This window comes from Sedimentisphaera cyanobacteriorum (genome assembly GCF_001997385.1).
In the GTDB taxonomy this organism is placed as follows: domain Bacteria; phylum Planctomycetota; class Phycisphaerae; order Sedimentisphaerales; family Sedimentisphaeraceae; genus Sedimentisphaera; species Sedimentisphaera cyanobacteriorum.
In genome coordinates, this window is the sequence record NZ_CP019633.1 from 1333135 (window position 1) to 1357562 (window position 24428).

A 24428-nucleotide genomic window follows, 5' to 3' on the forward strand; every position below is an offset into this window, starting at 1 on the left:
TTATACTGGAATACTGGAATGAAGCTTCGGAAAACGCCCCTTCGGACTGTTAATAATCTTTATCTAACTTTAAAATGAAAGCGGGATATGAATTATCGAATTACGGCAGCAGTGTTATTTTTTGCAGCAATGCAGGTTTCTGCGTATCAGGTTTTTCTTCATCTCGGCCATTCCCACTGCGCAAAGGAGCTTATAAACCCCGAAGGCTGGCAGCAGGTTGCGCAGAGAGCGGACGGCGTTTGGGGGTTTGACGCATGGACGCGTACGCTCAGCAAAGACCAGCAGGATAAGGTGCTCTCAAACATCAAAACGCGGGATTTCTATCTCGGCGAGTTCCACTGGGGCAAGGGAAGAAAGAATCACAAAGTACACAGCAAAAAGGGCGCTGCACCTGTTATCGATGCGGGCAGGCGAAACGGATTCAAAGAGCAGTGGTGTATGACCTATGACGAATCTCGATACGGAAGCACCATCTCAAAAGAACAGATCAGAAAATACAGAGAGCTTTACCCTGATTACAAGCTGATCACAAATTTCCGTGTGTTTAAGGAAAAAAGGTTCGCTCAGGAGCTCAAACTGCTAGACGGGATATGCTATGAGTTCTCTGTGCAGAAATACAAACAGAGAAGCGGGCACCACCCCGGGCAAACCAAACTGGAAAATATAGCGGAGGCTGTTGAGTGGGCTGTTGACCACAACAAAAAAATCTTCCTTCTTATCCCGCCCGGAAGGGAAGCGCCCCCTGCAAAAGATCGCAGATATATCAATGCGATTATGCAGTTTGAGAAAGACCTTAAAGATTCACTCCAGCCTGAATACTACAACAGCGATGAGCTGATTTTAGTGCCCGCAGCGTACAACTGCATAGAAAACAAACTCCGAAACGTTCCGGCTGAGAAAAACAGCGAGTATGCTAATACAGGAATGGGAGCGGCTCTTTATTTAATCGATGCTAAGGGCAAAGAACAGCCGGCAAACCCTGCAGACTACTTTAATAATATACGAACCGAGCTGCGAAAAAAATGGCCGGACAACAGAACCGTAAACCTTGTTTTTCACGGACACAGCGTACCCAGCGGATACTTTGACACGCCGAATGTTAGGCCTTTTAAATCCTATCCAAGATTATTCTTCAAAATGCTCAAAGAAAAGTACCCTTATGCGGTGGTGAATGTTATAACCACTTCAATCGGAGGCGAAAAGGCCGTGGAGGGAGTAAAGCGGTTTGAGGGAGATGTGCTTTGCCACAGACCGGATGTTCTGTTCATTGATTATGCCCTTAATGACAGGTCTGCCGGTCTGAAAAAATCCAAGGCCGCCTGGGAAGAAATGATCCGGAAGGCTCTTGCTGAGGATATTAAAGTTATACTTCTCACCCCGACGATAGATATTAAACATACCCCCGGCAAAAGCAGCGAACCGCTTAATCAGCACGCCTCTCAGATACGAGAGCTTGCAGCAGAGTACAATATCGGCCTTGCAGATTTGCTTAAAGCTTTCGACAATGTTCTCGCTGAAGGTGTGAACAACAAGGAGCTGTTATCAAACGGCTATAATCATCCAAATGAAAAAGCGCATCAGATAGCGGCAGAAGAGATAATGGAGTGGTTTTAAGCCCGAGAATATCATTCCCATGCGCTGTTGACAGACCGTTATTTTAAGATTTGCCTCTAATACTGCTGACATTGCTTCTAAAAAGCCCGCTGAAAAATCATCAGCGGGCTTTCTGAATTTATTCTGGTTTTAGCCTAACTAAATCGGTGGATTCAAGCCGAAATTCAATCTTCTCCAGCATCTTCGGCTTCTTCAGCTGCTTCCACTTCAGCTTCAGCTTCCTGCTCTTTTACAATTCTGGCAGTTGATACCACCTGATCGTCTTTGCCGAGCTTAATCAGCCTCACGCCTGCTGTATTTCTGCCGATTTCCCGAACCTCTTCAAGGCCGGTTCTTATGATAATTCCGTTTCTTGTTATCATCATAATATCGTCTTCATCAGCTACAGCCATCACAGCCACAACCTTCCCGTTTCTTTCGGACTGTTTGATATTGATGATGCCAGTGCCGCCGCGGGACTGCAAGCGGTATTCGCTCAGGGCTGTACGTTTGCCGAAGCCGTTTTCGCATATAGTGAGTATTGAGCTTCCGGCTTCGAGAATAATCATCCCTACAACCCTGTCTTCGCCCTTGAGCTTAATGCCCTTAACGCCTCGAGCTGTGCGCCCCATCTGGCGAACATCTTCCTCGCTGAACCTTATGCTCATTCCGCTTCTGGTGGCAAGGAGAATTTCATCGCTGCCGCTTGTAATGGCAACACTTATAAGATCATCGTCTTCATCGAGCTTGATAGCATTAACCCCGTTAGCCCGAACATTTCCGTAAGCTTCAAGGACGGTTTTCTTAACAATACCTTTGCGCGTAGCGAAAATCAGGTTGCGCCGGTCGAACTCGCGGACGTTTATAATAGACATAATCCGTGAATCGCCCAGCTCTAACAGGTTAGCAATGCTTCTGCCCTTGCTCTGTCTCGAGAGGCTTGGAATCTGATAAACCTTTAGCCAGTAGCAGCGGCCGTTATCGGTAAACACCATAAGGTAATCGTGAGTGCTGGCGATAAAGAGCCTTTCGATGAAGTCGTCGTCTTTGCTGTCTGACCCGATAATTCCGCGTCCGCCTCTGCCCTGCTTGCGATAGGTGTCTATCGGCATACGCTTAACGTACCCTTCATGACTTACCGTTACCACAACCTTCTCTTCCTGGATAAGGTCTTCGATGTCGAAATCTTCTACCGCTTCGGTGATTTCGGTGCGTCTTTTGTCGCCGTATTTTTCCACCATCTCAGAGAGATCTTCGCGAATCATGGAAAACACGATTTTCTCGTCTGCGAGGATCTTTTCGTAATGCTTTATCTGCTCGGCAAGCTTTGCATACTCATTTGCGAGCTTCTCAATCTCAAGGCCTGTAAGCTTTTGAAGCTGCATACCGAGAATAGCATCAGCCTGCGGTCCGGTGAGGTATTTCTCGCCCTGTTCAGCCTCGGCGAGGAAATCTTCAGGCAGAAGCCTCTTGAGCGTTGCAGACTCAACGAGCTTGAGCGGCTTGTTCATAAGATTCAGCTTTGCTGTAGGCACATCCGGAGAGCTCTTAATAAGCTCGATTATCTCATCGATATCGCTTACTGCAAGAATCAGCCCTTCGAGGATATGAGCCCTGTTGCGTGATTTTCTAAGCAGGAACTGGGTTCTTCTTCGTATTACGTCCTTGCGGTGGTCGAGGTATTCCTGCATCAGTTGACGCATATTGAGCGTCATGGGGCGGTTGTTCACGAGCACAACGTTGTTTATAGCGAAGGTTGTCTGGAGCTGGGTGTATTTGAAGAGCTTGTTTATAACAACTTCCGGCTCTGCGTCCTTCTTGGTGTCAACAACAATTCTCAGCCCCTTTCTGTCGGATTCATCATTAACATCTGCCACCTCGGGCAGAAGCCCGCTGTGAACGCAGTCTGCAATTTTCGATACCACATTGGTTTTCACAACCATATAGGGGATCTCTGTTATGATAATTTTGCTCTTGCCGGTCTTTGTTTCTTCAACATCATACCGGCAGCGAACACGCACATGACCGCGTCCGTTGGTGTAGGCATCCATAATGCCCTTCTTGCCGCAGATTATTCCGCCTGTGGGAAAATCCGGACCGGGCAGCTCTTCCATAAGCTCGAGGATTTTGCTTTCGGGGTTGTCTATGAGCTTTATTATCGCCCTGCCCACTTCTGTGATGTTGTGCGGGGCCATATTCGTGGCCATACCAACAGCAATTCCCGTGGAGCCGTTTACAAGCAGATTCGGGAATTTGGACGGCAGAACCACAGGCTCGGTTCTGGTCTCATCGTAGTTCTGCACGAAGTCAACGGTCTCTTTGTTGAGGTCTTCAAGCATATCTGTCGCAGCGGCGTGCATTCGCGCTTCGGTGTAACGCATTGCAGCTGGGGGGTCGCCGTCTATGCTGCCGAAGTTACCCTGCGGGTCAACGAGCATATAACGCATACTCCAGCCCTGCCCCATACGAACGAGCGTAGGATATACGACCGCCTCGCCGTGAGGATGGTAGTTACCGCTGGTATCGCCGGCAATCTTAGCGCATTTCCTGTGCTTGCCGCGCGGACCGAGGTTGAGGTCGTTCATCGCAACTAAGATACGCCTTTGAGAGGGTTTGAGCCCGTCTCGAACATCAGGGAGAGCACGCGATACTATCACGCTCATCGAATAATTCAGATATGAATGCTTCATCTCATCAAGGATTGATTTTCCCTCGATGATTTCTTCAAATTCAGGCCTATTTATCTCGTCTGTCATCGGATTAAACTGCTCCGTAAATTAGGGCTCGCATCGTATTTCGGCAGCAAGCCCCTACCATTGATTTCTGAATAAAATAAGAGCTTAAATTATACTTAAAAATGCGGCGGAGTCAAAATTTATAAGCCTTCAAAACGTAAAAGGATTTCAGTGCAGGCAAAAGTAAAAACCGGCATAAGCTTTTCGGCTTGGCAAAGTTTATACTGTTAAACTGGTGGGGGAGTGTATATAATCAGCGGGGAAAAATAGAAAGACAAAAATAAATGGTCTCAGCAGCTAATTTACTACTTGGATATATATATATAATCTGGCTTGCAGCAGCGGGTTTTGCAGGCATTAAATGGGCATTTAATACCGGTTTGGGCGCTGGCGCTCTGCGCAGAATGCCCCCTTGGCACAGAACTCAGCCGCTTGGTTCGGTTCTGCTGGCCGCCGGCAGCTATATCATCCTCGCTTCGGCATTTTCCGAAGGTCTCAAAACAATTATGTCCGATACAATGCTGCCTCAGCAGATAGGGATGGCCTCTGCCGGGATAATCACAATAGTCTTCCTTGAGATGTATTTCCGTTCATTCCATTTTGAGGGCATTTCTTCATTGGGTTTAAGTTTTCGGAATTTTGGAAGCAATTTTAAATCTGCCGGCAAGTTTATACTCACCGTTTACCCTTTTATCTCGCTTAGCGTGATTCTCACCACTCGCCTTTTGGGTCTTCTAAGCGATGATTTTCAGCCTCAGAACCATCCCTTTATAGATGATCTTCTTGCAAAAAGGCAAGACGGCAGCTTCCTTCTCGCAAGCATCGCAGCGGGCGTGAATATAGTGTTGGTGGCTCCGTTTGTTGAGGAAACGATTTTCCGCGGCCTTGTTCAGAGCGGGCTCAATTCCGCCACAGGAAGGCGGGGACTGCCGATTGTGATTACATCTGCGATTTTTGCCGTGGTTCACGGGGCAGGCGTTTGGACGCACTGGCCTTCATTGATGCTTTTCTCGCTGGTGCTTGGATATGCCTATGAGAAGAAGCGATCCCTTACGGTCTGCATTCTCCTGCATTCGATGTTCAATTTCATAAGCCTTGCTATGAGTCTTCTGGCGGGGGATTTATACAGGCTGACAGGCGGTTAAACTTTTTAAAACTCTTTCGCAAATTTTCATTATGGTTATATTATTCCTTTAAGGTTAATATGAATTCCTGCGAAGAGAAAATCATTGAAGCCCTCAGCTCAGGCACGGGACGGATTGTATGTACGGGCAGCTGGGGAGCTTATCCGTCTTGGCTGGCCTCAAGGCTTTCTGAAAGGCTCAGCCGAGCGATTCTGATTGTGCACCCGCACATAGAGGATTCAGACTGCGCTGCCGATGAGATACATTCATTCAGTTCAAGGCGTCCTCTGTATCTGCCTGCTTGGGAAGGCGAGCAGGACTTGAGCGATTCGGTGGGCGAAACAGCAGCGGAGCGTCTAAAGGCAGCTGCGAAAATCCCAGAGCTTTCAGGAGGCGATGTTATGTGCGCTTCTGTTCAGGCATTGTCCCAGCCCCTTCCAGACCCTGAAGGGCTTGAGAAAGATGCCCTTTCGATTGCCTGCGGGAAATCAATAGAACCTGAACTTGCCGCAAGCTGGCTCGCAGACCAAGGCTATGAGCCCTGCGAGGCGGTAGATGCACCGGGCGAATTTGCCAAACGTGGCGGAATACTCGATATCTACCCGCCTGCTGCCGGAATTACAGACACTCAGGGGCACTCAGAGAAAACAAGGCCTGTCCGGATTGAGTTTTTCGGCGATGAGGTGGAAACAATCCGATACATCAATCTGGATAACCAAACATCCGAGGGTGAGATCCAGAAAGCGGAAATCTATTCACGCATTCAGCCTATGCCTGAGGGCGGGCTGAGCGTGTTTGACCTTATCAGCGAGGAGGCGGTGATTATCTTTGCAGAACCGGCCGAGGCAGGTGAGGTTCTTCAGGCATATTTGAGCAGGGCAGAAGGCAGCGGAAAATACTTCACCTTCAGCGAAATCTACAAAGCTGCATCAAGGCTAAGGCTGATTGAAGTCAGCAGGTTCGGTTCAGCAGGCGGTGAAGAAAACCACATCCAGCTATGCGCTGAGAGCATAGAAAAATACAAAACTGAGGCAGGTTCTGCCCTTGAGAAGAGCCAGCAGGCCCTCGCAAAGCTCTGCGAAAAGGCCGAAAGCGGCGAGCAGGTTCTGCTTTACTGCGAATCAGCGGGTCAAATCAAACGAACAAAGCAGCTTATCTTATCTCAGCGAAACTTTGTACCGGAGAATCTGCAAATAAATATTGGCTATGTTCGCGAGGGATTCTCCAGCAGGCAGGAAGGGCTTATCGTAATAGGCCATCATGAAATTTTCGCTCGCGAATTTGTTCGCAGACGCGCAGCGAGGATCCGCAGTTCTGCGGGCGTGCATTCACTCTCCGATCTAACCTCGGGCGACTTCGTAGTGCATATAACAAACGGCATCGCAATCTACCGCGGCACAAAAATCATCGAGCAGAATGACTGTCCAAGGGAGCATATGATTCTCGAATTCGCTGATGATGCAAAGATATTCGTGCCTGTGGAAAATATCAGCCTCGTACACAAATATATCGGCTCTGGCGGTATGAAGCCTTCGCTGAGCAGGCTCGGAGGCAAACGCTGGTTCAACCAGAAGAAGAAGGCCTACGATGCTGTTATGGATATGGCCTCTGAAATGCTTGAGCTTCAGGCAAAACGCAAAGAGGCCGGCGGATTTGCATTCTCGCAAGACTGCGACTGGCAAAGGGAGTTTGAAGATGCATTCCCCTATCAGGAAACGGCCGATCAGATCAAAGCTATAGAGCAGATAAAGGCCGATATGCAAACAGCAAAGCCGATGGAGAGGCTGCTGTGCGGGGATGTAGGCTACGGAAAAACAGAGATCGCTATGCGCGGGGCGTTTAAGGCCGTGCTTTCAGGCAAGCAAACTGCCCTGCTCGCCCCAACCACCATCTTAACTCTTCAGCATGCAAACACTTTCCGAAACAGGTTTGCCGGATATCCTGTTCGAATAGAGGTGCTGAACAGGTTTGTATCTCCCGGACGGGCAAAAGAGATCATCGCTGAATCCAGAGCAGGCAGAATAGATATCCTCATCGGCACTCACAGGCTTTTATCGAATGATATAGCCTTTGCCGATCTCGGGCTTCTTATTATCGATGAGGAGCAGAGGTTCGGCGTTGAGCACAAGGAAAAGCTCAAGAAGCTGAAAGTGAACGTTGACATCCTCTCGCTCTCGGCAACGCCTATACCTCGCACTCTGCATATGTCTCTTATGGGGCTGCGGGATATCAGCACGCTCTCAACGCCCCCGCTGGACAGAAGGAGCGTGGCAACATCAATCCACCGCTACGACAGCTCCCTCATAAAGCAGATTATATCAAGGGAGCTTGCAAGGGAGGGGCAGGTATTCTTTTTGCATAATATCGTGAAAACAATAGACAAAACAGCAAACCACCTCCGCGAGCTCTTCCCCGATTCGAATATCGCTGCAGCGCACGGACAGATGCACAAAAAGAAACTCGAAAAGGCAATGCTCGATTTTGCAATGAAGAAAATCGATATCCTTGTATGCAGCACCATAATTGAATCAGGCATTGATATTCCAAACGCAAATACTATTGTGATAAACAATGCAGACCGCTTCGGCCTCGCCCAGCTCCATCAGCTCCGAGGAAGGGTAGGCAGGTTCAAACGAAAAGCAAGAGCAGAGCTGCTTATCCCGCCGGACAGACCAATCACCCCCGTTGCTGCGAGAAGGCTTAAGGCGATTGAGGAGTATTCTGAGCTCGGGGCGGGTTTTAAGATTGCACTGCGCGATCTGGAGATAAGAGGCGCGGGAAATATCCTCGGTGCGGAGCAGTCCGGGCATATCGACACAGTAGGCTATGAGCTGTACTGCCAAATGCTCAAGAATGCAGTAAAGCAGCTGAAAGGCGACCATACCCTACCCAAACCCGAAACTTCGCTCGACCTTGGATTCACCGCACACATCCCCAAAAACTACATCCCTTCAGACAAGCAGAGGCTCGGGGCATACCGAAAGGCCGCTGAAGCTGAAACGCTTGAAGACCTCAAACTTCTCGAAAAGGAGCTCAAAGACCTTTTCGGAGCTCTTCCTGAGCAGGTTGTATGGCTGATAGACCTAGCGAAAATAAAGCTCAGGGCTTCTGAAAACCTGATTGAAAGAATCAGGGCTGAGGGGAAAGACCTTGTCTTTTCGTTCAGCCCGCAGGCAGAGGATTCCAAAGCAGCCGACATCTTCAGCAGAACCTCACGCAGGGTTACAGCGGTTGACAAGAAAACTGTCCACGTGCGGCTGAGCAAAAATCACTTCGAACCGCCCACAGTGCTCTCATTTCTAAGAAAAATCTTCGTCTGCTGAATTTTGTTTGACACTGCACGGGGTTTTTATACGATACGCCGCTCAGTTTTTGTGAAACAAAAGAACAAAACAAAATTAAACCGGACTTTTACAATATGCGCAGAAAAGGCTTCACTTTAATAGAGCTTCTTGTGGTAATAAGCATTATCGCCCTGCTGATGAGCTTTCTGATTCCGGCTCTCGCTGAGGCGAGGGATGTTGCAAAACGAACCGTATGCAGCAGCAGCCTCAGGCAGATAGCCGCTGGCTCTGAAATGTACACGCAGGACAACGGGCTTGAATATATGGCAGGCGGAGATCCCCTGCCTTCCGGAGTGTGGCTCTGGATGGGGCGAGGCTTCAGGGATTACGTAAAGCCGTATCTCGACAATCAGGAAGGCAGAACGAGCGTGCTATCCTGCCCGGGAGACCGCACAGCAGAAAATAAATACGAAGCCACAAGCTACGCATACTCAATGAGCTTCTACCACAGTCCTGAGCAGATCAATTCCATCTCCAGCGTTGCCGGCACTTGGACAGGTGAGCTCAAGGCGGTTCCGCAGAAGACGGGCAGCGCATCGCACCCGTCGCAGAAGATTATGTTCGGCGAATGGTACAGCAATCACGAGCAGGTCGAAAACGGCGAGGACGGGGGATGGTGGTGCTGGAAAGGGGCGAGAAATTTCCTCTTCGCCGATACCCACGTGGATTTCCTCAAGGCAGAAGAACTCGAAACGGCAAACGACAGCCTGCCCGATCCGAACGTTACGAAAAACGGAATTAAAGGCATCGATTACAGAGGTGCCAGCAAATAGGATTAGTTTTCCAGGCTTTTTTGCTTCAATTTTGCGGCTCTGTAATTTCCGCCCGTTAAGCAGCTCTAATATTCACTAAGGACTGTTAGACAAGATTATCTGCGCGATAAATATATTTGCTGAAAACCAGCAAGTTCTTAAGGGCAAAAAACATTTTCTTATAAAGTGTTATATTATAACGCTTTACATCCATTAAAATGCCGCTGGCGAATGCGCGGGTGAGTGTATCAAGCATATCTATTCTGCCTCTGAGGTTTCGAATTCTATTCCCCCAACCTTTGAGGCGAGGAAATTGTATATTGCAATCATAATTGAGAGAAAAACAAACCCCATGACAGATAAAATAACGGGCATAAGCAGAAAAACTATTCCCGGAATCCTGTTCTCCGGATTCTCAGTAAATAGAACGAGAAATAAACCTGCAACAGCGGGCGGAAGGCCGAAGAAGAAATACAAAAGCGATACCACCCTGCTGCTCTGAAAAACTGATACTCTTGAGATTTGTTTTTTCATCCTGCTTCCTTATATGTGCAAAACTTATCTTTACAAAAACGATATTCGAAATATACCATAATGGATTTTCGGTTCAAGGGAAAAAGATTATTCTTTCTGCATTTAATTCAATGGAACAGAGCTTGCCTAAAGACACAATCCGGGGTATTATTTTCGGCTGCCGGCAGAGAAATATTATGCAGGGGAAGAAATGGACTTAAAATCAAAAGCGAAAGATTTACGAGAGCAGATCCGCAGGCACGACTACCTCTACTACGTCTTAAACAGCCCGGAGATATCGGATTTCCGATACGACGAGCTTTTCAGGCAGCTAAGGGAGCTAGAAGCCGACCATCCCGAGCTCATAACGCCCGATTCGCCCACGCAGCGGGTATCTGAGGCCCCGAGCGAGGGGTTCGAGCGGGTGAGCCATCTTGTGCCGATGCTCAGCATAGACAACACCTACGAAAGCGCAGAGCTCCGCGCCTTCGACAGCCGCGTGCGCAAGGGGCTGGGCAGCAATGATTACTCATATACTGTTGAGCTGAAGATCGACGGGCTTGCGATAAGCCTGATATACGAAAACGGAATATTCCAGCGAGCAGCCACCCGAGGCGACGGTGAACAGGGCGATGATGTAACCGCAAACGTGAAGACAATCCGCTCCATCCCGCTGAAGCTCAATAATCCCGCAGCGGGCAGATTCGAGGTTCGGGGCGAGGTGTTTATGTCTTTCAGTGCATTCGAGAAAACCAACAAGCTCCGAGACGCTCAAGACAGGCAGCGATTTGCAAACCCGCGAAACGCCGCTGCAGGGTCGCTGAAACTGCTCGATGCGAAAGAGGTGTCTAAGCGGGAGCTCTCATTCTTCTGCTACGGGCTTGCAGGAGCGGAAAACTTCTCTGCGAAGGGGCATTTCGCCGCCCTGAACAGGCTCAAAGAGATGGGGCTTCCGGTGAATCCGGAGGCAGCAGAGGCCGAAAATATCGAGCAGGTTATCGAGATAATCCAGCTCTGGGACGAAAAACGCAAAACCCTCAATTATCCCACAGACGGGATGGTAATCAAGGTTGACAGCTTCGAGGCCCAGAAGAAGCTCGGGGCTACGGGCAGAAGCCCGAGATGGTGCATGGCGTATAAATTCAGCGCCGAGCAGAAGCAAACGAAAATCTCCTCCGTTGATGTTCAGGTGGGCAAAACGGGCATCCTCACCCCCGTTGCCAATCTCGAGCCAGTGGAGCTTGCAGGGACAACCGTACGAAGAGCCTCCATGCACAACTTCGACGAGGTGGAAAGGCTGGATGCAAGAGTGGGCGATACTGTGCTTGTGGAGAAGGCAGGCGAGATTATCCCGCAGGTGGTGAAGGTGCTCAGAGACCACCGCCCGGAAACGAGCGAGAGATTCCTGCCTCCCAAGGAATGCCCCGTTTGCGGCAGCCAAACCGCCAAAGACAAGAACGGGGTGTATCTGGTCTGCACAAACCCAAACTGCCCGGCAAGGCTCAAGGGCAGGCTCGTTTACTTCGTGGGCAAGGGACAGATGGACATCGACACGCTCGGCCCGGCCGTAATCGAACAGCTGATAGAGAAGGGGCTCGTGAAAAATTTTTCAGATTTGTACGGAATTTCCAGAGAAGATTTGACATCCTTAGATAAGATAGGCGATAAAAGCGCGGAAAACATACTCGCATCGATTGAAAAGAGCAAAGAGACACCGCTTTGGCGGTTTGTAAAGGCGCTTGGCATAAGATACATCGGCGGGCAGAACGCCGAGATACTCGCTGAGCGTTTCGGCTCTCTGGAGGCGATTATGAACGCCTCAGCGGAGGATATGGAAGCGATAGACCAGATCGGCCCCGTTGCAGCAGCAAGCGTGAAGGAATATTTCGCAGATGCAGAAAACAGGGAAACAGTGAATAATCTGCTGGCTCGCGGCGTCAGGCCGTACGTCCAGCAGAGCGGTGAGGAAAAGCCGCTTGCAGGGAAAACCTTCGTGGTAACCGGCACGCTATCGCAGTTCACAAGGGATCAGGTGAAGGAATTTATCTCACAGAACGGCGGGAAGGTTAGCTCGAGCGTGAGCTCGAAAACCGACTACCTCCTTGCGGGCGAAAAAGCAGGCTCAAAGCTGAAAAAGGCCAGCAGCCTCGGCGTTGAGATAATAAATGAACAAGAGCTCAAGGAAATTTGCAGTTAAATTAGATTAAGGCGGTTTTTATGATTCGATACACACTAATCCTGCTATCAGCAGCAGCAATGTGTTTTTCTGCTGAGTACTACGTTAACAGCAGTGAAGGCAATGACAATAATTCAGGAACAAGCCCGCAAAAGGCTTTCAAAACACTTGAAAAAGCTAACTCCATAACTCTCAAGCCCGGCGACAAACTGCTTTTCAAGGCGGGCGAGAAATTTGCCGGCCACTTCAAGCCTCAGGGCTGCGGCGAAGAAGGCAAACGGATTCACATCGGAAGCTACGGCGAAGGAGACAAGCCGAAAATCGCAGGCGGAGGAAGATTCCCCGAAGCCGTTCATCTTTTCAATATGGAATACGTTACGCTGGAAGGGCTCGCTATTACCAATACCGGCAGCAAACCCGAACCCGGGCGAAGAGGGCTTCGGATTGAGCTGAAAGACTTCGGCGAAGGAAACGATATCCGAATCAGCAATCTTTTTATACACGATGTAAACGGCAGCAAGTATAAGAAGAAAAAAGGCGGCGGGTCTGCAATTATCTGGCAGAATCACGGCAAGGAAAAGAAAACCCGCTTCGACGGGCTTGTAATTGAAAACTGCCATTTGAAAGACTGCGTTCGAAACGGAATGAATTCGCGAGGCTATACAAACCGCGAGAACTGGCATCCGAGCCTGAATGTAGTGGTTCGAGACAATCTGCTTGAGGGGATCCCGGGCGACGGAATCGTGCCTATAGGCTGCGACGGGGCTCTAATCGAAGGCAACGTTATGCGGGACTGCCCGAGAATGCTCGAGAAAGGCGATGCAGCAGCGGGCATCTGGCCTTGGTCTTCGGACAATACGATCATTCAGTACAACGAAGTATCCGACCACAAGGCCTGCTGGGACGGCCAAGGCTTCGACTCAGACTGGAACTGCCGCGGGACGATAATCCAGTACAACTACAGCCACGACAACGAAGGCGGCTTCCTGCTTATATGCTGCAACGGCGGGGCAAGCAAGTCTAAAAGGATAAACGATGGAACGATAGTCCGCTACAATATCAGCATAAACGACGGGCTCCGCACCGAAGGCCATGCCGCCGGCTTCTCGCCCACCTTCCACATATCCGGCCCTGTTACCAATACACGAATCTACAACAATCTGATTTACGTGCCCCGAAAGAACTCCAAAGAGATAGACCGCACGATTGTGGAGATGGACAACTGGGGCGGGCCTTACCCTGAAAATACGCTCTTTGCGAACAATATCTTCTACGTGGAAGGGAAGGCGGATTTCATAATGGCAGGCAGCAGAAAAACCAGATTTATGAACAATCTGTATTCAGGCGAATTTGAAGACCGCCCGAAAGACAGCAAAGCTATTACTGACAAGCCGCGTTTCAAAGGAAGCTTCACAGACGAAAACGGGCTTTGGAATCCGATGGGCTTCCAGCTCGCTCCCGACTCTCCCGGCGCCGATGCGGGGATGTATATCAGCGGAAACGGCGGAAAGAACTACAAGGGCAAAAAGCTCGATTATCCGATAAACGTCGGGGCGTTTTAATCGGGCTGTTAAATTTCGCTTATATCTCTGGCGAGTGCGGTGAATCTTATATCTTTATCGAACGGGGTGAATTCGGTGTGGCAAAGCCGGCTTCGGGGGAGCCCTGCCATCGCCTCGGGCAGGCTGTCTTTTCCAGCTGAGCAAAGCAGTTTCGGCGCCGTGTACACCCAAAACTCATCTGCAAGCCCGCAGCGGATGAATTCGCTGAGCAGCTCCGGGCCCGCTTCCACCATCACCCTCTGGGCTTTCAAAGCGGAAAGTTTGTCCAGCACGCCCCTGATGCTGCAGCGGCCGTTCTCGTCTTTCTGAGCACGCTCAACATCCACTCCGCAATCCTTAATCTCTTGGATTTTTTCCTCATCGTTTGAAAGCGTGAAAATCGTGAGCGGGGCAGCATCGATGCTTTGGAAAAGCTTCATATCCAGCCTGATTCTCAGCTTAGAATCAAGGATAATCCTGTGCGGACTTCTGCCGCAGGAAGGCCTTGCTGTAAGCATGGGATCGTCTGCGAGAACCGTACCGATTCCTGCAAGGATATAATCGCAGCTCCTTCGCAGCCGGTGAACATCCTGCCTGCTCGCCTCCGAGGTGAGCCATACGGTATTTCCGCCGGCATCTGTTTCGCTCATATATCCATCGAGGCTCTGCGCCCATTTGAGGATAACCCACGGGCGGGAACGCCGGCTTTGCTTGATAAAAGCCGGATTCAGAAGCTCGGCCTGCTCTCTGCACATCCCCACTTGCACTTTAATCCCTGCTTTACGAAGCATATCAAACCCCCTGCCGGCCACCTTCTCGCTCGGGTCTTCCATTGCCGCTGTCACCTCAGACACCTCAGCTTCAATAAGGGCTGCTGCGCAGGGCGGGGTTTTGCCGTAATGACTGCATGGCTCGAGAGTAACGTAAACTGTACTGCCGGCTGGGCTGAGCCCTTTAAGGCGGCAGTCTTTAAGGGCGTTTATCTCCGCATGCTCTTTGCCGAACTGCTTATGCCAGCCCTCGCCGATTACCTCGCCTGAAGGGCTTACTATAACGCAGCCCACCATAGGATTCGGCTCAACGCTGCCAAAGCCGCGCCGGGCAAGCTCTATCGCCCAATGCATATATTGTTCGTAAGCCATAATTCTGCCTTAAAAAAGGGGCAATCCCTTTAAAGATTGCCCCTTGAACTGCTGTTTCAAAGCATTACACGGTTTATTCCATGGAGATTGCCTCTACCGGGCACTCATCAACGCACGCACCGCAGTCGATGCATGCATCTGCATCAACTTCAGCCTTGCCGTTGTCGTCGAGAGAGATTGCTTCTACTGGGCACGCATCAACGCAGGCCCCGCAGCCGGTGCAGGTTTCCTTATCGATAACTGCTGGCATAATTAACATCCTTTCACAAAATTAAGTTAATTCTCATTCTTTCTGCTCACTTCAAACTGTGAACAATTGTATATATACAAAAAAGTTTAAATTGCGCCAAACAAAAAAATACAATTTTTTCTTAAAAATTTTCCCGCCCGCCCTGCTCTCATCTTTATAAGGCAGAACAGCAGCCCTCTTTGAGCTGAAAACGCTTGGGCTTTAGGCGGTTTTGAGCCTTATTTCCCCTTCCTGAAAAGTCTGTAAGGAAGGGATGCCCTGTAGAATGATGTTGGGTATTTCGTGGGAAAAATCCCCTCACGCACGCTGCCCACATCACCCACGCTGTAGAATGCTCTGGGGTGGTGCTTGTCTATAAAATCTACAACTTTTTTCAGGTCTTTCTTTTTTATCACGGAAAACACAATCTTCACCGGCCCTTTCGCTCCGCTGCCGTCAACAACGGTAAAACCGTAGCCTTCGTGCTGGAGTTCTTCCAGCAGGTCTTGGCAGTTTTTAACTATAAGCACACGCAGCAGCACCTTACCGAGAGCCATCTTCTCGGCAAGCAGAATACCGATATAGCTGCCCGCTGCGAATCCGCCGGCATAAGCTATATAAGAAATCGGGTTGTTCAGATTCTTCATCACCACGCCCATCGCCAATACCCATACAAGCATCTCAAAAAAACCAACCAGAGGGGCAAGCTTTTTCATCCCCTTGGTTATGAAAATCAGCCGGATTGTCCCAAGCCCCACATCCGCTACGCGGGAGAGGAAAATCAGCACCGGCATTAGAAAATGGGCGAATATGTCGAATTCAAATGTCATTTTATCCCTCGCTTTCTTTATACCTAAACAGAGGGCGGGTATGCTAACACCATTAGAGCTGAAAGCAATGTTTAAAAAACTAATTTCCTGTGAATTACAAAAAAACATATTCTTGATTACTTAAAATAATTGCATAGAATTACTCTAATGTTAATTTAAACTATAAGTTTATATCTTACTTGATGAGAGTTATATGTTAAAAGATGGTGTTTACGAAAAATCATTAATTTGGTTATGGAAAATCAACTTAAAGCAATTCCACCAAATTCTTTTAAATGCACTCCATTAGATCCAGCAGACAGCCACAATTTCCTCGCTCAATACCTTTATAGAGTTCTGGCTCAAGGGCTTGCTGAGGTAAAGCCAGAAAAAAAGCTTAGCAAAGACGCCGAAAAAAGAGATAGCCGACTCCAAAAACAAATTCGGATTTGCAATGAAATTATCAATTCTCTTGAGCGGAATAATATTGAAGGCTTTGATGAAGCTAAGATATCTAAAGAAGCAAAAAAACTTCTTTCTATAATGGTATCTGCGTCTGATATGCGCTTTGCTGAACGCCCCGACACCCCTCTTTCTATTGGTGCTTTATTGTCAGGAACAAATCAAGACCCTACTTTAATTTCTCAGCTTACAAAAGAAATTGCTACTGCTGACCGTGTTGACATACTCTGTTCGTTTATTAAATGGAGCGGTATTCGAATATTAGCCCCGGCTCTGCGTATGTTCACTAAAAGAAACGATACCCGCCTGAGAATTATAACAACCAGTTATATGGGAGCTACAGACCTTAAAGCAGTAAATTTTCTATCCGACTTACCCAGCACAGAAATTAAAGTTAGCTACGATACTCACAGGACAAGATTACACGCAAAGTCTTACCTTATTCATAGAGAAACCGGTTTTTCCTCTGCTTACATAGGTTCTGCGAATATTTCTCAAGCAGCTCTAACGGACGGCTTAGAATGGAATATTAAGATCAGCCAATATGAACAACCTTATCAATGGGATAAAATTTCGGCTACTTTCGAAACATATTGGAATGATAAAGAGTTTGAAACATACGACCAGCAAGGAGATAGTAAAAGACTTGAAAAAGCGCTCATTGAAGAGGCTTCACCTAAAACAGATAATGAATACATAATCCCTTATTTTCACAGCCATCCCATAAGTCCATAAATTTATCGTTGAGGGCTTGTTTATTGTATTAAAACGCCCTTTTCTTGAAGGATTTGAATTACCCCAGTTTGCATTTTTTTTTTGCTTTTGTTCAATTGGCAGTTTTTTGCTCAATACTGCCCGCTCTCTTTTCACCTCTTTATTTTCGTAAAATCTTGCTACATATTAAAACCCGGCAAATAAGCCTGCTGAGGGCTGCCAACCATACGCGGTGAACCACGTGCTGTCCCACAGGGAGCCATAACGCTAAAAACATCCAGCCGGCTGAATAATACACCCCTCAGTAAAGTAAACAATCGGCTGAATGCTCCTTTCCACTGACCGAGGAAACCTATATACCTTATTAAAATATAAGCCAGCATAGCCGTCCATACTTGCCATAGAATTGCTTTTTGGCTATGCCCTAGGAAATCGCTTAGCTGCAAAGTCTGTTTTATCTGCTTGAAAAACACCTCTATACCCCAGCGGCACTTATATAGGTCGCAAATACTGCTCGGCGCCCACTGCATATTGTTCGTGATAAATTTCATAAGCTTTTTCTCGCCGTTAATTTCCACATAAGCCTTAACTAAACGGAGCTTCTTCGGGTATGCCTCGCGGCTTTTCGGCATTTCAAGTTCAATTAAAGCATCGTATTGGATATTACCTTTTGGTTCTGTATTCTGTTTAACAAAACGATATTTCATATTATCTTTGGCTCTGGTAACCCAGAATAATTCTCGCCTGTCAAGATCTGCTAGATGCTTAAAATCCACGTAAGCCTTGTCAAAAACCGCTATTTCGCCGCTTTTAAGGTCCTGACAGAGCTGATAAGCTTCTGTCGAATCATGGGTTGAGGCTTCTTTTACAATAGCAAATTGAGGCAGGAACGTCTGGAGATTCAGCTGCATATGGCACTTTGCAGCCGCTTTTCGTCTGCGATGTTTAGCCCAGTCAATACAGTTGGCTACAAGCTGGATCGTGGTTGAGTCAACCGCATATATTGCTCTCTTAAAACGCCTCGGAAGGCCGGAATACTTATGGCCTCTCCCAAAATCAAGATGTTTGTTCTGGATATGGGACAGCACCTCCCAGAAGAGAGTCTCTGCCATAAGAGGATCTCGAACCCTGTTTGCATGAGAAAGCCCATTCCTGCTTGGAGGGGTTGCACGGCGGATAGGAGTCAAAGCTCCAGAATGATTACGCAATGTGTCGGAAACGTCGTTGAGCGAGAGACTGTGAGCAATCTGGACATGAAGCATAGATACAATGTGCGACCAGCAAGAAAATGTTCGTGATTGCTTGTCAATACCGAAAGACCGAGACAATTTTGAAACAAGATGTGCAGGAATATGTTGGCATATTTGCTTAAGAATGCTATATTGATGTTTGGCGGGTGTCATGGGTTACTCCTAATTTGTTTAATTAGACTGAAAGAATTAGTGTAACTCATACCCCGCTGGTTTTAAAGAAACATCTTGTATTTTGCTCTTCTATGGGATGGCTGTGTTTATAATTATAATCAGCAAGTAAGTTGGAATTGGGGAGGACCCGGTGGCTGGGGGAAAATGCCTAAATGGGCGGCTATTGCAGCAGGCCTTGCTCTATTGGCAAGCCAGGAAGATGTGCAAGATATGGCTAAAGGTCTTTGGGAATTTATATTTGACGACGACGCTGATGAATATATGCCACAACAACCTACAATAGGGCCAGCACCATAGTATCATATTGAAAGGTAAAGTTCGTTTATGGATATCAACGCGACAAAAGAAAAAATATTATCCCAAAAAATAGCTATAAAAAATATTTTAGCCTTACCAGCTATGACATATAGCTATCCTGTTTCACGCTATAATTTTTGTAGAAAAAGAGCTGAAAAAGAAACAGGTATTGGGTTTTTTACGGTTCAGTATGCAAGATTGTTATCCGCATGTTATTATGATAGAAGTTATATTGATTCTGTCATAAATTGCGGAATCGATTTCGACTCAATGGCAACACCTCAAAAGTGTGAACTTTGCTTCAATATTGGCTGGTTTTATTGTAATCTAAATTTTATAGCCGAAGGTATTGAGTATATGCAAAAAGCGGTTGATTGCTGTGAAGATGAAAAGTTTTTGAGAAACTTAAGGTTTAATCTGGCTATTTATTTAAGTGAAGTCGATAAAGGTAAGGCCTTAGATATTTTTAATGCTCTAGAAGAGTTTTTTGGTGCAAAAATATTTGCAATAAAAGTATATATCGATAGCGGAGATTTAGAAAAAGCTGGAGAACTTTTTGAGAAAAGTCGTTTTGGGCCTGGGAAAGATTTGGATACTAGTTTTTTTGAAGCAGAGTTCCATTTTGCAGGAAAAGATTTTGAGAAGGCTTCAAAAGCTTTTGATATATGTAAGTCGCATAGGTTTTGTTTTACTCCTCAATGGCAACTAACGTATGATTATAAAAAAGCTTCAACATATTATTACGCTGGCCAATTTAAAAAGGCCCATAAACAAGCAATAAAAATAAGAAACAGAAAGAATTGGGATAAATTTTACAATCTTGATTTAATTGATACACATGATATGGTAAGAATTCCAGAAATTGATGCCGTTTTGAGTAACAACTTTGTTTATAGATGGTATTTGGATATTGACAGGATGTTCTATTATATAAATAAGATAAGAATGATAGGTTATGGTTATATAAAAAGAAACTGGGCGTATATTTTTTTCATTTTTATTTTAATTTCGGTTTTAACTTTAAAAATTCTAAAATTACTGAAATAGCTCATGGGTAAGCTCTTTGAAAAACTCTGTGCCTCTCCCCTGTCTTTGAACAGTAATAATTAGACAAATTCCTTCAAACAGCAGTTTTTTCCTTTTGCCCCTTCAGAATTATTTTGAGGGGTGAAAGGCAAAAAACTGCGAACATACTCTACAGGAGTTTTCCCTCCCAGTGATTCGTGCCCACGCTCATAATTATATTCTATAAGCCAATCTAAAGTTAAATTACGAGCTTCTGATAAATTCTTAAAACTGTACATATCAAGTATATCCTCTCGATAACTCCGATTGAATCGTTCAATAAAACTGTTTTGCTGAGGCTTGCCTGCTTCTATACGGCGGTGCCTGATTCTGTTTCGGCAGCAGAACCTGCGAAATTGAAGGCTCCTAAATTCCGGCCCATTATCGCTGCGAATAAAGCGGGGGAAACCCCGATCAGAGCCTATTAATTCAAGGCTACGAATTATGCGAAGCGAAGGTAAGCTCGTGTCGATCTCAATATCCAATGCCTCACGGTTAAACTCATCGATAACGTTGAAAGCCCTGAATGGCCGACCATTACTCAAACTATCGCTCATAAAATCAATACTCCATATCTCATTAGCTCTCGTAGCTTCTGGCATAGGTTTACGCTCTATTTGCCTTATCAAATTCTTTTTACGGTTGTTAAGCTGAAATTCATTTTCCTTATAAACACGATAAACCTTTTTGTGATTCCAGCTATATCCCTTGCGGCGGATACTGTCGAATATCTTTGGAAATCCGCGTCGAGGACGGGAATCTATTACCAGCTCTATCTGTCTTTTTACCTCAGCATCATCGTTTCTTGAAGGAGTATAGTAAAAACTGCCCCGGCTGATGCCTGCTGCTTTACAAGATGATTGCACGCATAAGCCCTTAGAATGTGCCTGCCTGGCAAAATCCTTTCGCTCGGCAGGCTTTAGAAGTTTTTTTCTATTAAATCCTTGAGAACGTTATTCTCTAATGATAAGTCCGCATACATCTTTTTGAGCTTGCCGTTCTCTCGCTCTAACTCGCGTAAACGCCTTATCTCACTGCCGCCAATACCAGAATACTTGCTCTTCCAGTTGTAAAATGTGGCACGGGATATGCCGTATTTCCTGGTCAAATCACTGACCTCTAAACCGGCTTCTGACTCCTTGAGAATCGAAAGTATCTGGCTTTCACTAAACCTCGATCTTCGCATTTTAAGTTCCTTTCTAAATATTTGAGTTGGTTTATATTATTCAGGAACCGTCTAATTTAAAGTGTTCAATTCTATGGGAGAGCTACAGTGGCGGTTCCTTGTCCAACTCCTTCCAAATGTGTTACTTGTGAAATATCAACTAAAAGAAATTCACCAATTGTGGACACACCTAGTCTGCACAAAGCATTCCGAGGCTTTGTTCGTAAGTTTAAAACCGAAATTGGTGATTGTAGCCCTATTTTACTCATACTGCATTTAATGTTTAATCAGTTTCATTGTCCGTAGAGCTTTGACGCACCCATGCATCTACTTCCGACAATTTGAAACGAAGCAGATTGCCAGCCCTGTGTGCTGGAAAATCCTGAGTCTTAATCCAGCGACGTATGGTCTCTTTATTCACCTTGAGGTGTTGGGACACGTCTTCCATATCTACCCATTTTTCTTCTGTGGCCATTTGCATTCTCATTTAAAGGATTTAATGGTATATGTAGTTAAATGTGGATAAATATAGCTGAAAACCTGCAGGAAGTCAACAATTTTGCATTTTTCATTAAATTTTATGATTGACATAGTCAGTGGCGTAAAGTATAAACTAAACAGCAACGATTTAAATAAGATTTGGAGACAGACCAACCCCTCTGACGGGGGTAAAAACGCACTTTTTACCCCCTAAGTGAGAAATCGGGGTTAAAAAATTATCAATCTTTTTTATTAGCCTTTGGGGGCGGGATCCCAACGAAATACACCCCAGTATCAAAGAAAATATAGAAAAGCTAAACCGAAACCCGATCTTAAAGGAGGAATTGCAAAAATTATCACTCTATTGCAGGGAAAGTGTAAAAACTGTTTCTGCAGGTCAAGAAGCAAACCCGCAACTTCCCCTTAAAATTCATTGCCAATACACTCGTGATGAAATTTTAGTAGGACTTGATTTTTGGAATTTAGAAAAGCAGCCGGCTATGAGAGAAGGTGTTTTATATCTGCCTAATATAAATTCTGATGCCCTTTTCATTACTTTGAATAAAACCAAAAAGCATTACTCCCCCACCACAATGTATAAAGATTATGCAATTAACGAAACTTTCTTTCACTGGCAAAGCCAGTCTTCAACTTCAGAGCATTCTAAAACAGGACAAAGGTATATTAACCATAAGGCTAATAATCATTCAATTCTGCTGTTTGTCAGAGAAGATAAAGAAAATAGCAATCAGTTAGCAAATCCTTATTATTTCTTAGGTCAGGCAGAATACATCGAACACAAAGGATCAAAGCCTATGAGTATAACATGGAAGTTAAAACACCCTATGCCAGCTCATCTTATTCGCAAAACCTCACGTCTTGTTATAAATTAAAAAAGCCGGCGGGGAAAGTGCCGGCTTAGGGGTTGTTTAATACGATTTTAGAATTTGATTTTTGAGAAAGAGGCTGCCAGTGCCTGAGCTGTTGGGCTTTTTTCGCCCTGGAGGACGATGGGCTTTCCCTGCTCGCCTGAGATAGCAAATTCCGGGTCCATTGGCACAGAGCCGAGGAAAGGCAGTTCGAATTCCTCTGCAACCTTCTCGCCGCCGCCGGAGAGGAACACATCCACGCGGTATCCGCATTTGGGGCAAACGTATCCAGCCATATTCTCCACAACGCCGAGAATCTTCACCTCCACCTTGCCGCAGAAGGAGATGCACCTTCTCACATCCATCACCGAAACCTGCTGGGGGGTTGTAACGATAATCGCCCCGTCGGGCTTTTCGAGCGTCTGCACTGCGGATAAGGGCTCATCGCCGGTTCCTGGCGGGGAGTCAACGATAAGGTAATCGAGGCTGCCCCAGTGCACCTGATTAACGAACTGATTTATCACGTTATGCTTTGCCGGGCCGCGCCAGATTACGGGGGTGGAATCGCTCTCAAGCAGGAATCCGATGCTCATCACCTTCAGCCCTGACGGGCCTGCTGCGGGTATTACCATCTCGCCCACCTGATGTATATCTTCTCCTGTAACGTTCATCATCCGCGGTATGCTCGGGCCGTGGAGGTCCACATCGAGAAGCCCCACACTGCTGCCCCGGCTGCTGAGCCAGGCAGCGAGATTGGCTGCCACGCTGCTCTTGCCAACGCCGCCTTTGCCGCTCATAACGATTATCTTCTTGCCGATTTGACTGCTGCTTTGTCCGGCTTGTCCGCCGGCGTTTGCTGATGGGCAGCTCCCGCTTTGGGAACACCCTGAACACTGATTCTCTGCCATTATTATTTCCTGAAAAATGTTTTATCTAATGTAAGCTTTTGCCGGGCTAAATCATTCCCTCACGCTTTACCTTCTCCACGAGCTTTTCTTTGCGTCGTTCATACGCCTTAACGATATTCTGCACGAGATTATGGCGTACGATATCGTTTCTTGAAAGCTCGCAGCAGCCGACGCCGTGAACATCGCTGAGCGTTTCGATTGCATCTGAGAGCCCGCTCTTGTTCCTCGCCTCGAGGTCCACCTGCGTAAGGTCGCCTGTAACGATCATCTTCGAATCCCTGCCCAGCCTCGTGAGAAACATCATCATCTGTGAAGGCGTTGTATTCTGCGCCTCATCGCAGATAACAACCGCCTCGTTGAGCGTTCTTCCCCGCATAAAGGCCAGCGGAATAATCTCAATTACATCAAGGCTCATCAGCTTGCGCATCTGTCCGTATTCCATGAGGTCTTCAAGGCTGTCGAAGAGGGGACGAAGATAGGGATTTACCTTCGCCTCAATATCGCCCGGGAGAAAGCCGAGCTTCTCGCCGGCCTCTACAGCAGGACGAACAAGCACAATCTTGCGAATCTGCTGCTTTTTCAGCATAGAAACCGCCATAGCCACAGCGAGATACGTTTTCCCCGTACCTGCCGGGCCGGTGCAGAAGGTCAGATCGTTCTCGAGCATCTGCTTCAAGTAGTCCGCTTGGCCGTCTGTAAACGGCTCTACAACTGACTTATGTGAATAAACCTCGATTGAATAGGCTGAAGGGTCGAGATCTGTTTTCGAAACCTGAGTAATTATATTTCGTGCCTCCTCCGGGCTTATTCCCTTGCGCTTTTGGCCGGCCTTCTCAAGCCTTTCTACTACCTTAGCTGCCTTGGCGCAATTATCCGAATCGCCAGAAATCTTAACTTCTTCGCCCCTTGCACTTATACGAACATCAAACGCTTTGCGAATTTGCCGCAGATATTCATCGGCAGGGCCGAATACAAGAGAGGCAATGCTTTCAGAGGCAAGCGTTATCTTTTTTTCCAATTTAAAACTGAACCTTTCATTCCAAGAAAAGTAAACAAGTCTGCAATTCTATACGGAGTTAGCTGTTT

Annotated in this window: 19 protein-coding genes; 9 read left to right on the forward strand and 10 right to left on the reverse strand. The window is 46.8% G+C overall.

The window, feature by feature from the left end; all coding sequences use genetic code 11:
- Positions 1 to 87: 87 nt before the first annotated feature.
- Entirely contained in the window at positions 88 to 1614 is a 1527-nt protein-coding gene (locus tag L21SP3_RS12120) for an SGNH/GDSL hydrolase family protein (protein WP_227806821.1), read from the forward strand.
- Between the two features lie 164 nt (positions 1615 to 1778).
- On the opposite strand, the gene gyrA is transcribed toward L21SP3_RS12120, so the two are convergent.
- Positions 1779 to 4349 carry a DNA gyrase subunit A gene (gene gyrA, locus L21SP3_RS05230; protein WP_077539773.1) on the reverse strand — a complete coding sequence of 857 codons (2571 nt, stop codon included), beginning with the start codon at positions 4347 to 4349 and terminating at the stop codon, positions 1779 to 1781.
- A 263-nt stretch (positions 4350 to 4612) separates the two neighbouring features.
- Here gyrA and L21SP3_RS05235 point away from each other — a divergent pair, with 263 nt between their 5' ends.
- From L21SP3_RS05235 to L21SP3_RS05245, 3 genes are all read left to right on the forward strand, one after another.
- Positions 4613 to 5473, forward strand: a complete 861-nt coding sequence (locus L21SP3_RS05235; protein ID WP_077539775.1) for a CPBP family intramembrane glutamic endopeptidase — start codon at positions 4613 to 4615, stop codon at positions 5471 to 5473.
- Positions 5474 to 5532: 59 nt separating this feature from the next.
- On the forward strand, positions 5533 to 8775 hold the full coding sequence (gene mfd, locus L21SP3_RS05240) for a transcription-repair coupling factor (RefSeq protein ID WP_077539777.1): 3243 nt from the start codon (positions 5533 to 5535) through the stop codon (positions 8773 to 8775).
- A 95-nt stretch (positions 8776 to 8870) separates the two neighbouring features.
- Complete coding sequence (locus L21SP3_RS05245; protein ID WP_077539779.1) at positions 8871 to 9569, forward strand: type II secretion system protein; 699 nt, start codon at positions 8871 to 8873, stop codon at positions 9567 to 9569.
- A gap of 237 nt (positions 9570 to 9806) precedes the next feature.
- Here the strand turns inward: L21SP3_RS05245 and L21SP3_RS05250 are convergent, their stop codons facing one another.
- Positions 9807 to 10082 (reverse strand): hypothetical protein, encoded by a 276-nt coding sequence (locus L21SP3_RS05250; protein WP_077539781.1) that lies wholly within the window; start codon positions 10080 to 10082, stop codon positions 9807 to 9809.
- Between the two features lie 190 nt (positions 10083 to 10272).
- On the opposite strand from L21SP3_RS05250, the gene ligA reads away from it, so the two are divergent.
- Both ligA and L21SP3_RS05265 read left to right on the forward strand, forming a co-directional pair.
- Complete coding sequence (gene ligA / locus L21SP3_RS05260) at positions 10273 to 12258, forward strand: NAD-dependent DNA ligase LigA (RefSeq protein WP_077539784.1); 1986 nt, start codon at positions 10273 to 10275, stop codon at positions 12256 to 12258.
- 20 nt (positions 12259 to 12278) lie between these two features.
- A complete protein-coding gene (locus L21SP3_RS05265) occupies positions 12279 to 13799 on the forward strand; it encodes a right-handed parallel beta-helix repeat-containing protein (protein ID WP_077539786.1) in 1521 nt (506 codons plus the stop codon).
- A gap of 8 nt (positions 13800 to 13807) precedes the next feature.
- Here the strand turns inward: L21SP3_RS05265 and ribD are convergent, their stop codons facing one another.
- The 3 genes from ribD to L21SP3_RS05280 form a co-directional block, all read right to left on the reverse strand.
- Positions 13808 to 14920 carry a bifunctional diaminohydroxyphosphoribosylaminopyrimidine deaminase/5-amino-6-(5-phosphoribosylamino)uracil reductase RibD gene (gene ribD, locus L21SP3_RS05270; RefSeq protein ID WP_077539788.1) on the reverse strand — a complete coding sequence of 371 codons (1113 nt, stop codon included), beginning with the start codon at positions 14918 to 14920 and terminating at the stop codon, positions 13808 to 13810.
- Positions 14921 to 14993: 73 nt separating this feature from the next.
- On the reverse strand, positions 14994 to 15170 hold the full coding sequence (locus L21SP3_RS05275) for a 4Fe-4S binding protein (RefSeq protein ID WP_077539789.1): 177 nt from the start codon (positions 15168 to 15170) through the stop codon (positions 14994 to 14996).
- Positions 15171 to 15388: 218 nt separating this feature from the next.
- The gene (locus L21SP3_RS05280) at positions 15389 to 15979 is read right to left on the reverse strand and encodes a DUF2179 domain-containing protein (protein ID WP_161488108.1); all 591 of its coding nucleotides are present in this window, start codon (positions 15977 to 15979) and stop codon (positions 15389 to 15391) included.
- 234 nt (positions 15980 to 16213) lie between these two features.
- On the opposite strand from L21SP3_RS05280, the gene L21SP3_RS05285 reads away from it, so the two are divergent.
- A complete protein-coding gene (locus L21SP3_RS05285; protein WP_077539793.1) occupies positions 16214 to 17155 on the forward strand; it encodes a phospholipase D-like domain-containing protein in 942 nt (313 codons plus the stop codon).
- Positions 17156 to 17313: 158 nt separating this feature from the next.
- Here L21SP3_RS05285 and L21SP3_RS05290 read toward each other — a convergent pair whose 3' ends face one another.
- Entirely contained in the window at positions 17314 to 18537 is a 1224-nt protein-coding gene (locus L21SP3_RS05290) for an IS4 family transposase (RefSeq protein ID WP_077539794.1), read from the reverse strand.
- A gap of 345 nt (positions 18538 to 18882) precedes the next feature.
- On the opposite strand from L21SP3_RS05290, the gene L21SP3_RS05300 reads away from it, so the two are divergent.
- Entirely contained in the window at positions 18883 to 19902 is a 1020-nt protein-coding gene (locus L21SP3_RS05300; protein ID WP_077539797.1) for a tetratricopeptide repeat protein, read from the forward strand.
- Between the two features lie 59 nt (positions 19903 to 19961).
- On the opposite strand, the gene L21SP3_RS05305 is transcribed toward L21SP3_RS05300, so the two are convergent.
- Positions 19962 to 21106 (reverse strand): IS3 family transposase gene (locus tag L21SP3_RS05305; RefSeq protein WP_390612108.1). Its coding sequence is split into 2 segments (ribosomal slippage): positions 19962 to 20845 and positions 20845 to 21106, totalling 1146 coding nucleotides; the frame shifts between segments, so codons are not numbered across the junction.
- Between the two features lie 262 nt (positions 21107 to 21368).
- The gene (locus L21SP3_RS05310) at positions 21369 to 21533 is read right to left on the reverse strand and encodes a helix-turn-helix domain-containing protein (protein WP_261340806.1); all 165 of its coding nucleotides are present in this window, start codon (positions 21531 to 21533) and stop codon (positions 21369 to 21371) included.
- 325 nt (positions 21534 to 21858) lie between these two features.
- Here L21SP3_RS05310 and L21SP3_RS05315 point away from each other — a divergent pair, with 325 nt between their 5' ends.
- Positions 21859 to 22458, forward strand: coding sequence for a DUF3427 domain-containing protein (locus tag L21SP3_RS05315; protein WP_227806834.1), 600 nt, complete (start codon positions 21859 to 21861; stop codon positions 22456 to 22458).
- A gap of 47 nt (positions 22459 to 22505) precedes the next feature.
- Here the strand turns inward: L21SP3_RS05315 and L21SP3_RS05320 are convergent, their stop codons facing one another.
- Positions 22506 to 23342 (reverse strand): Mrp/NBP35 family ATP-binding protein, encoded by an 837-nt coding sequence (locus L21SP3_RS05320; protein ID WP_077539802.1) that lies wholly within the window; start codon positions 23340 to 23342, stop codon positions 22506 to 22508.
- A 46-nt stretch (positions 23343 to 23388) separates the two neighbouring features.
- Positions 23389 to 24360 (reverse strand): PhoH family protein, encoded by a 972-nt coding sequence (locus L21SP3_RS05325; protein WP_077539804.1) that lies wholly within the window; start codon positions 24358 to 24360, stop codon positions 23389 to 23391.
- Positions 24361 to 24428 lie beyond the last annotated feature (68 nt).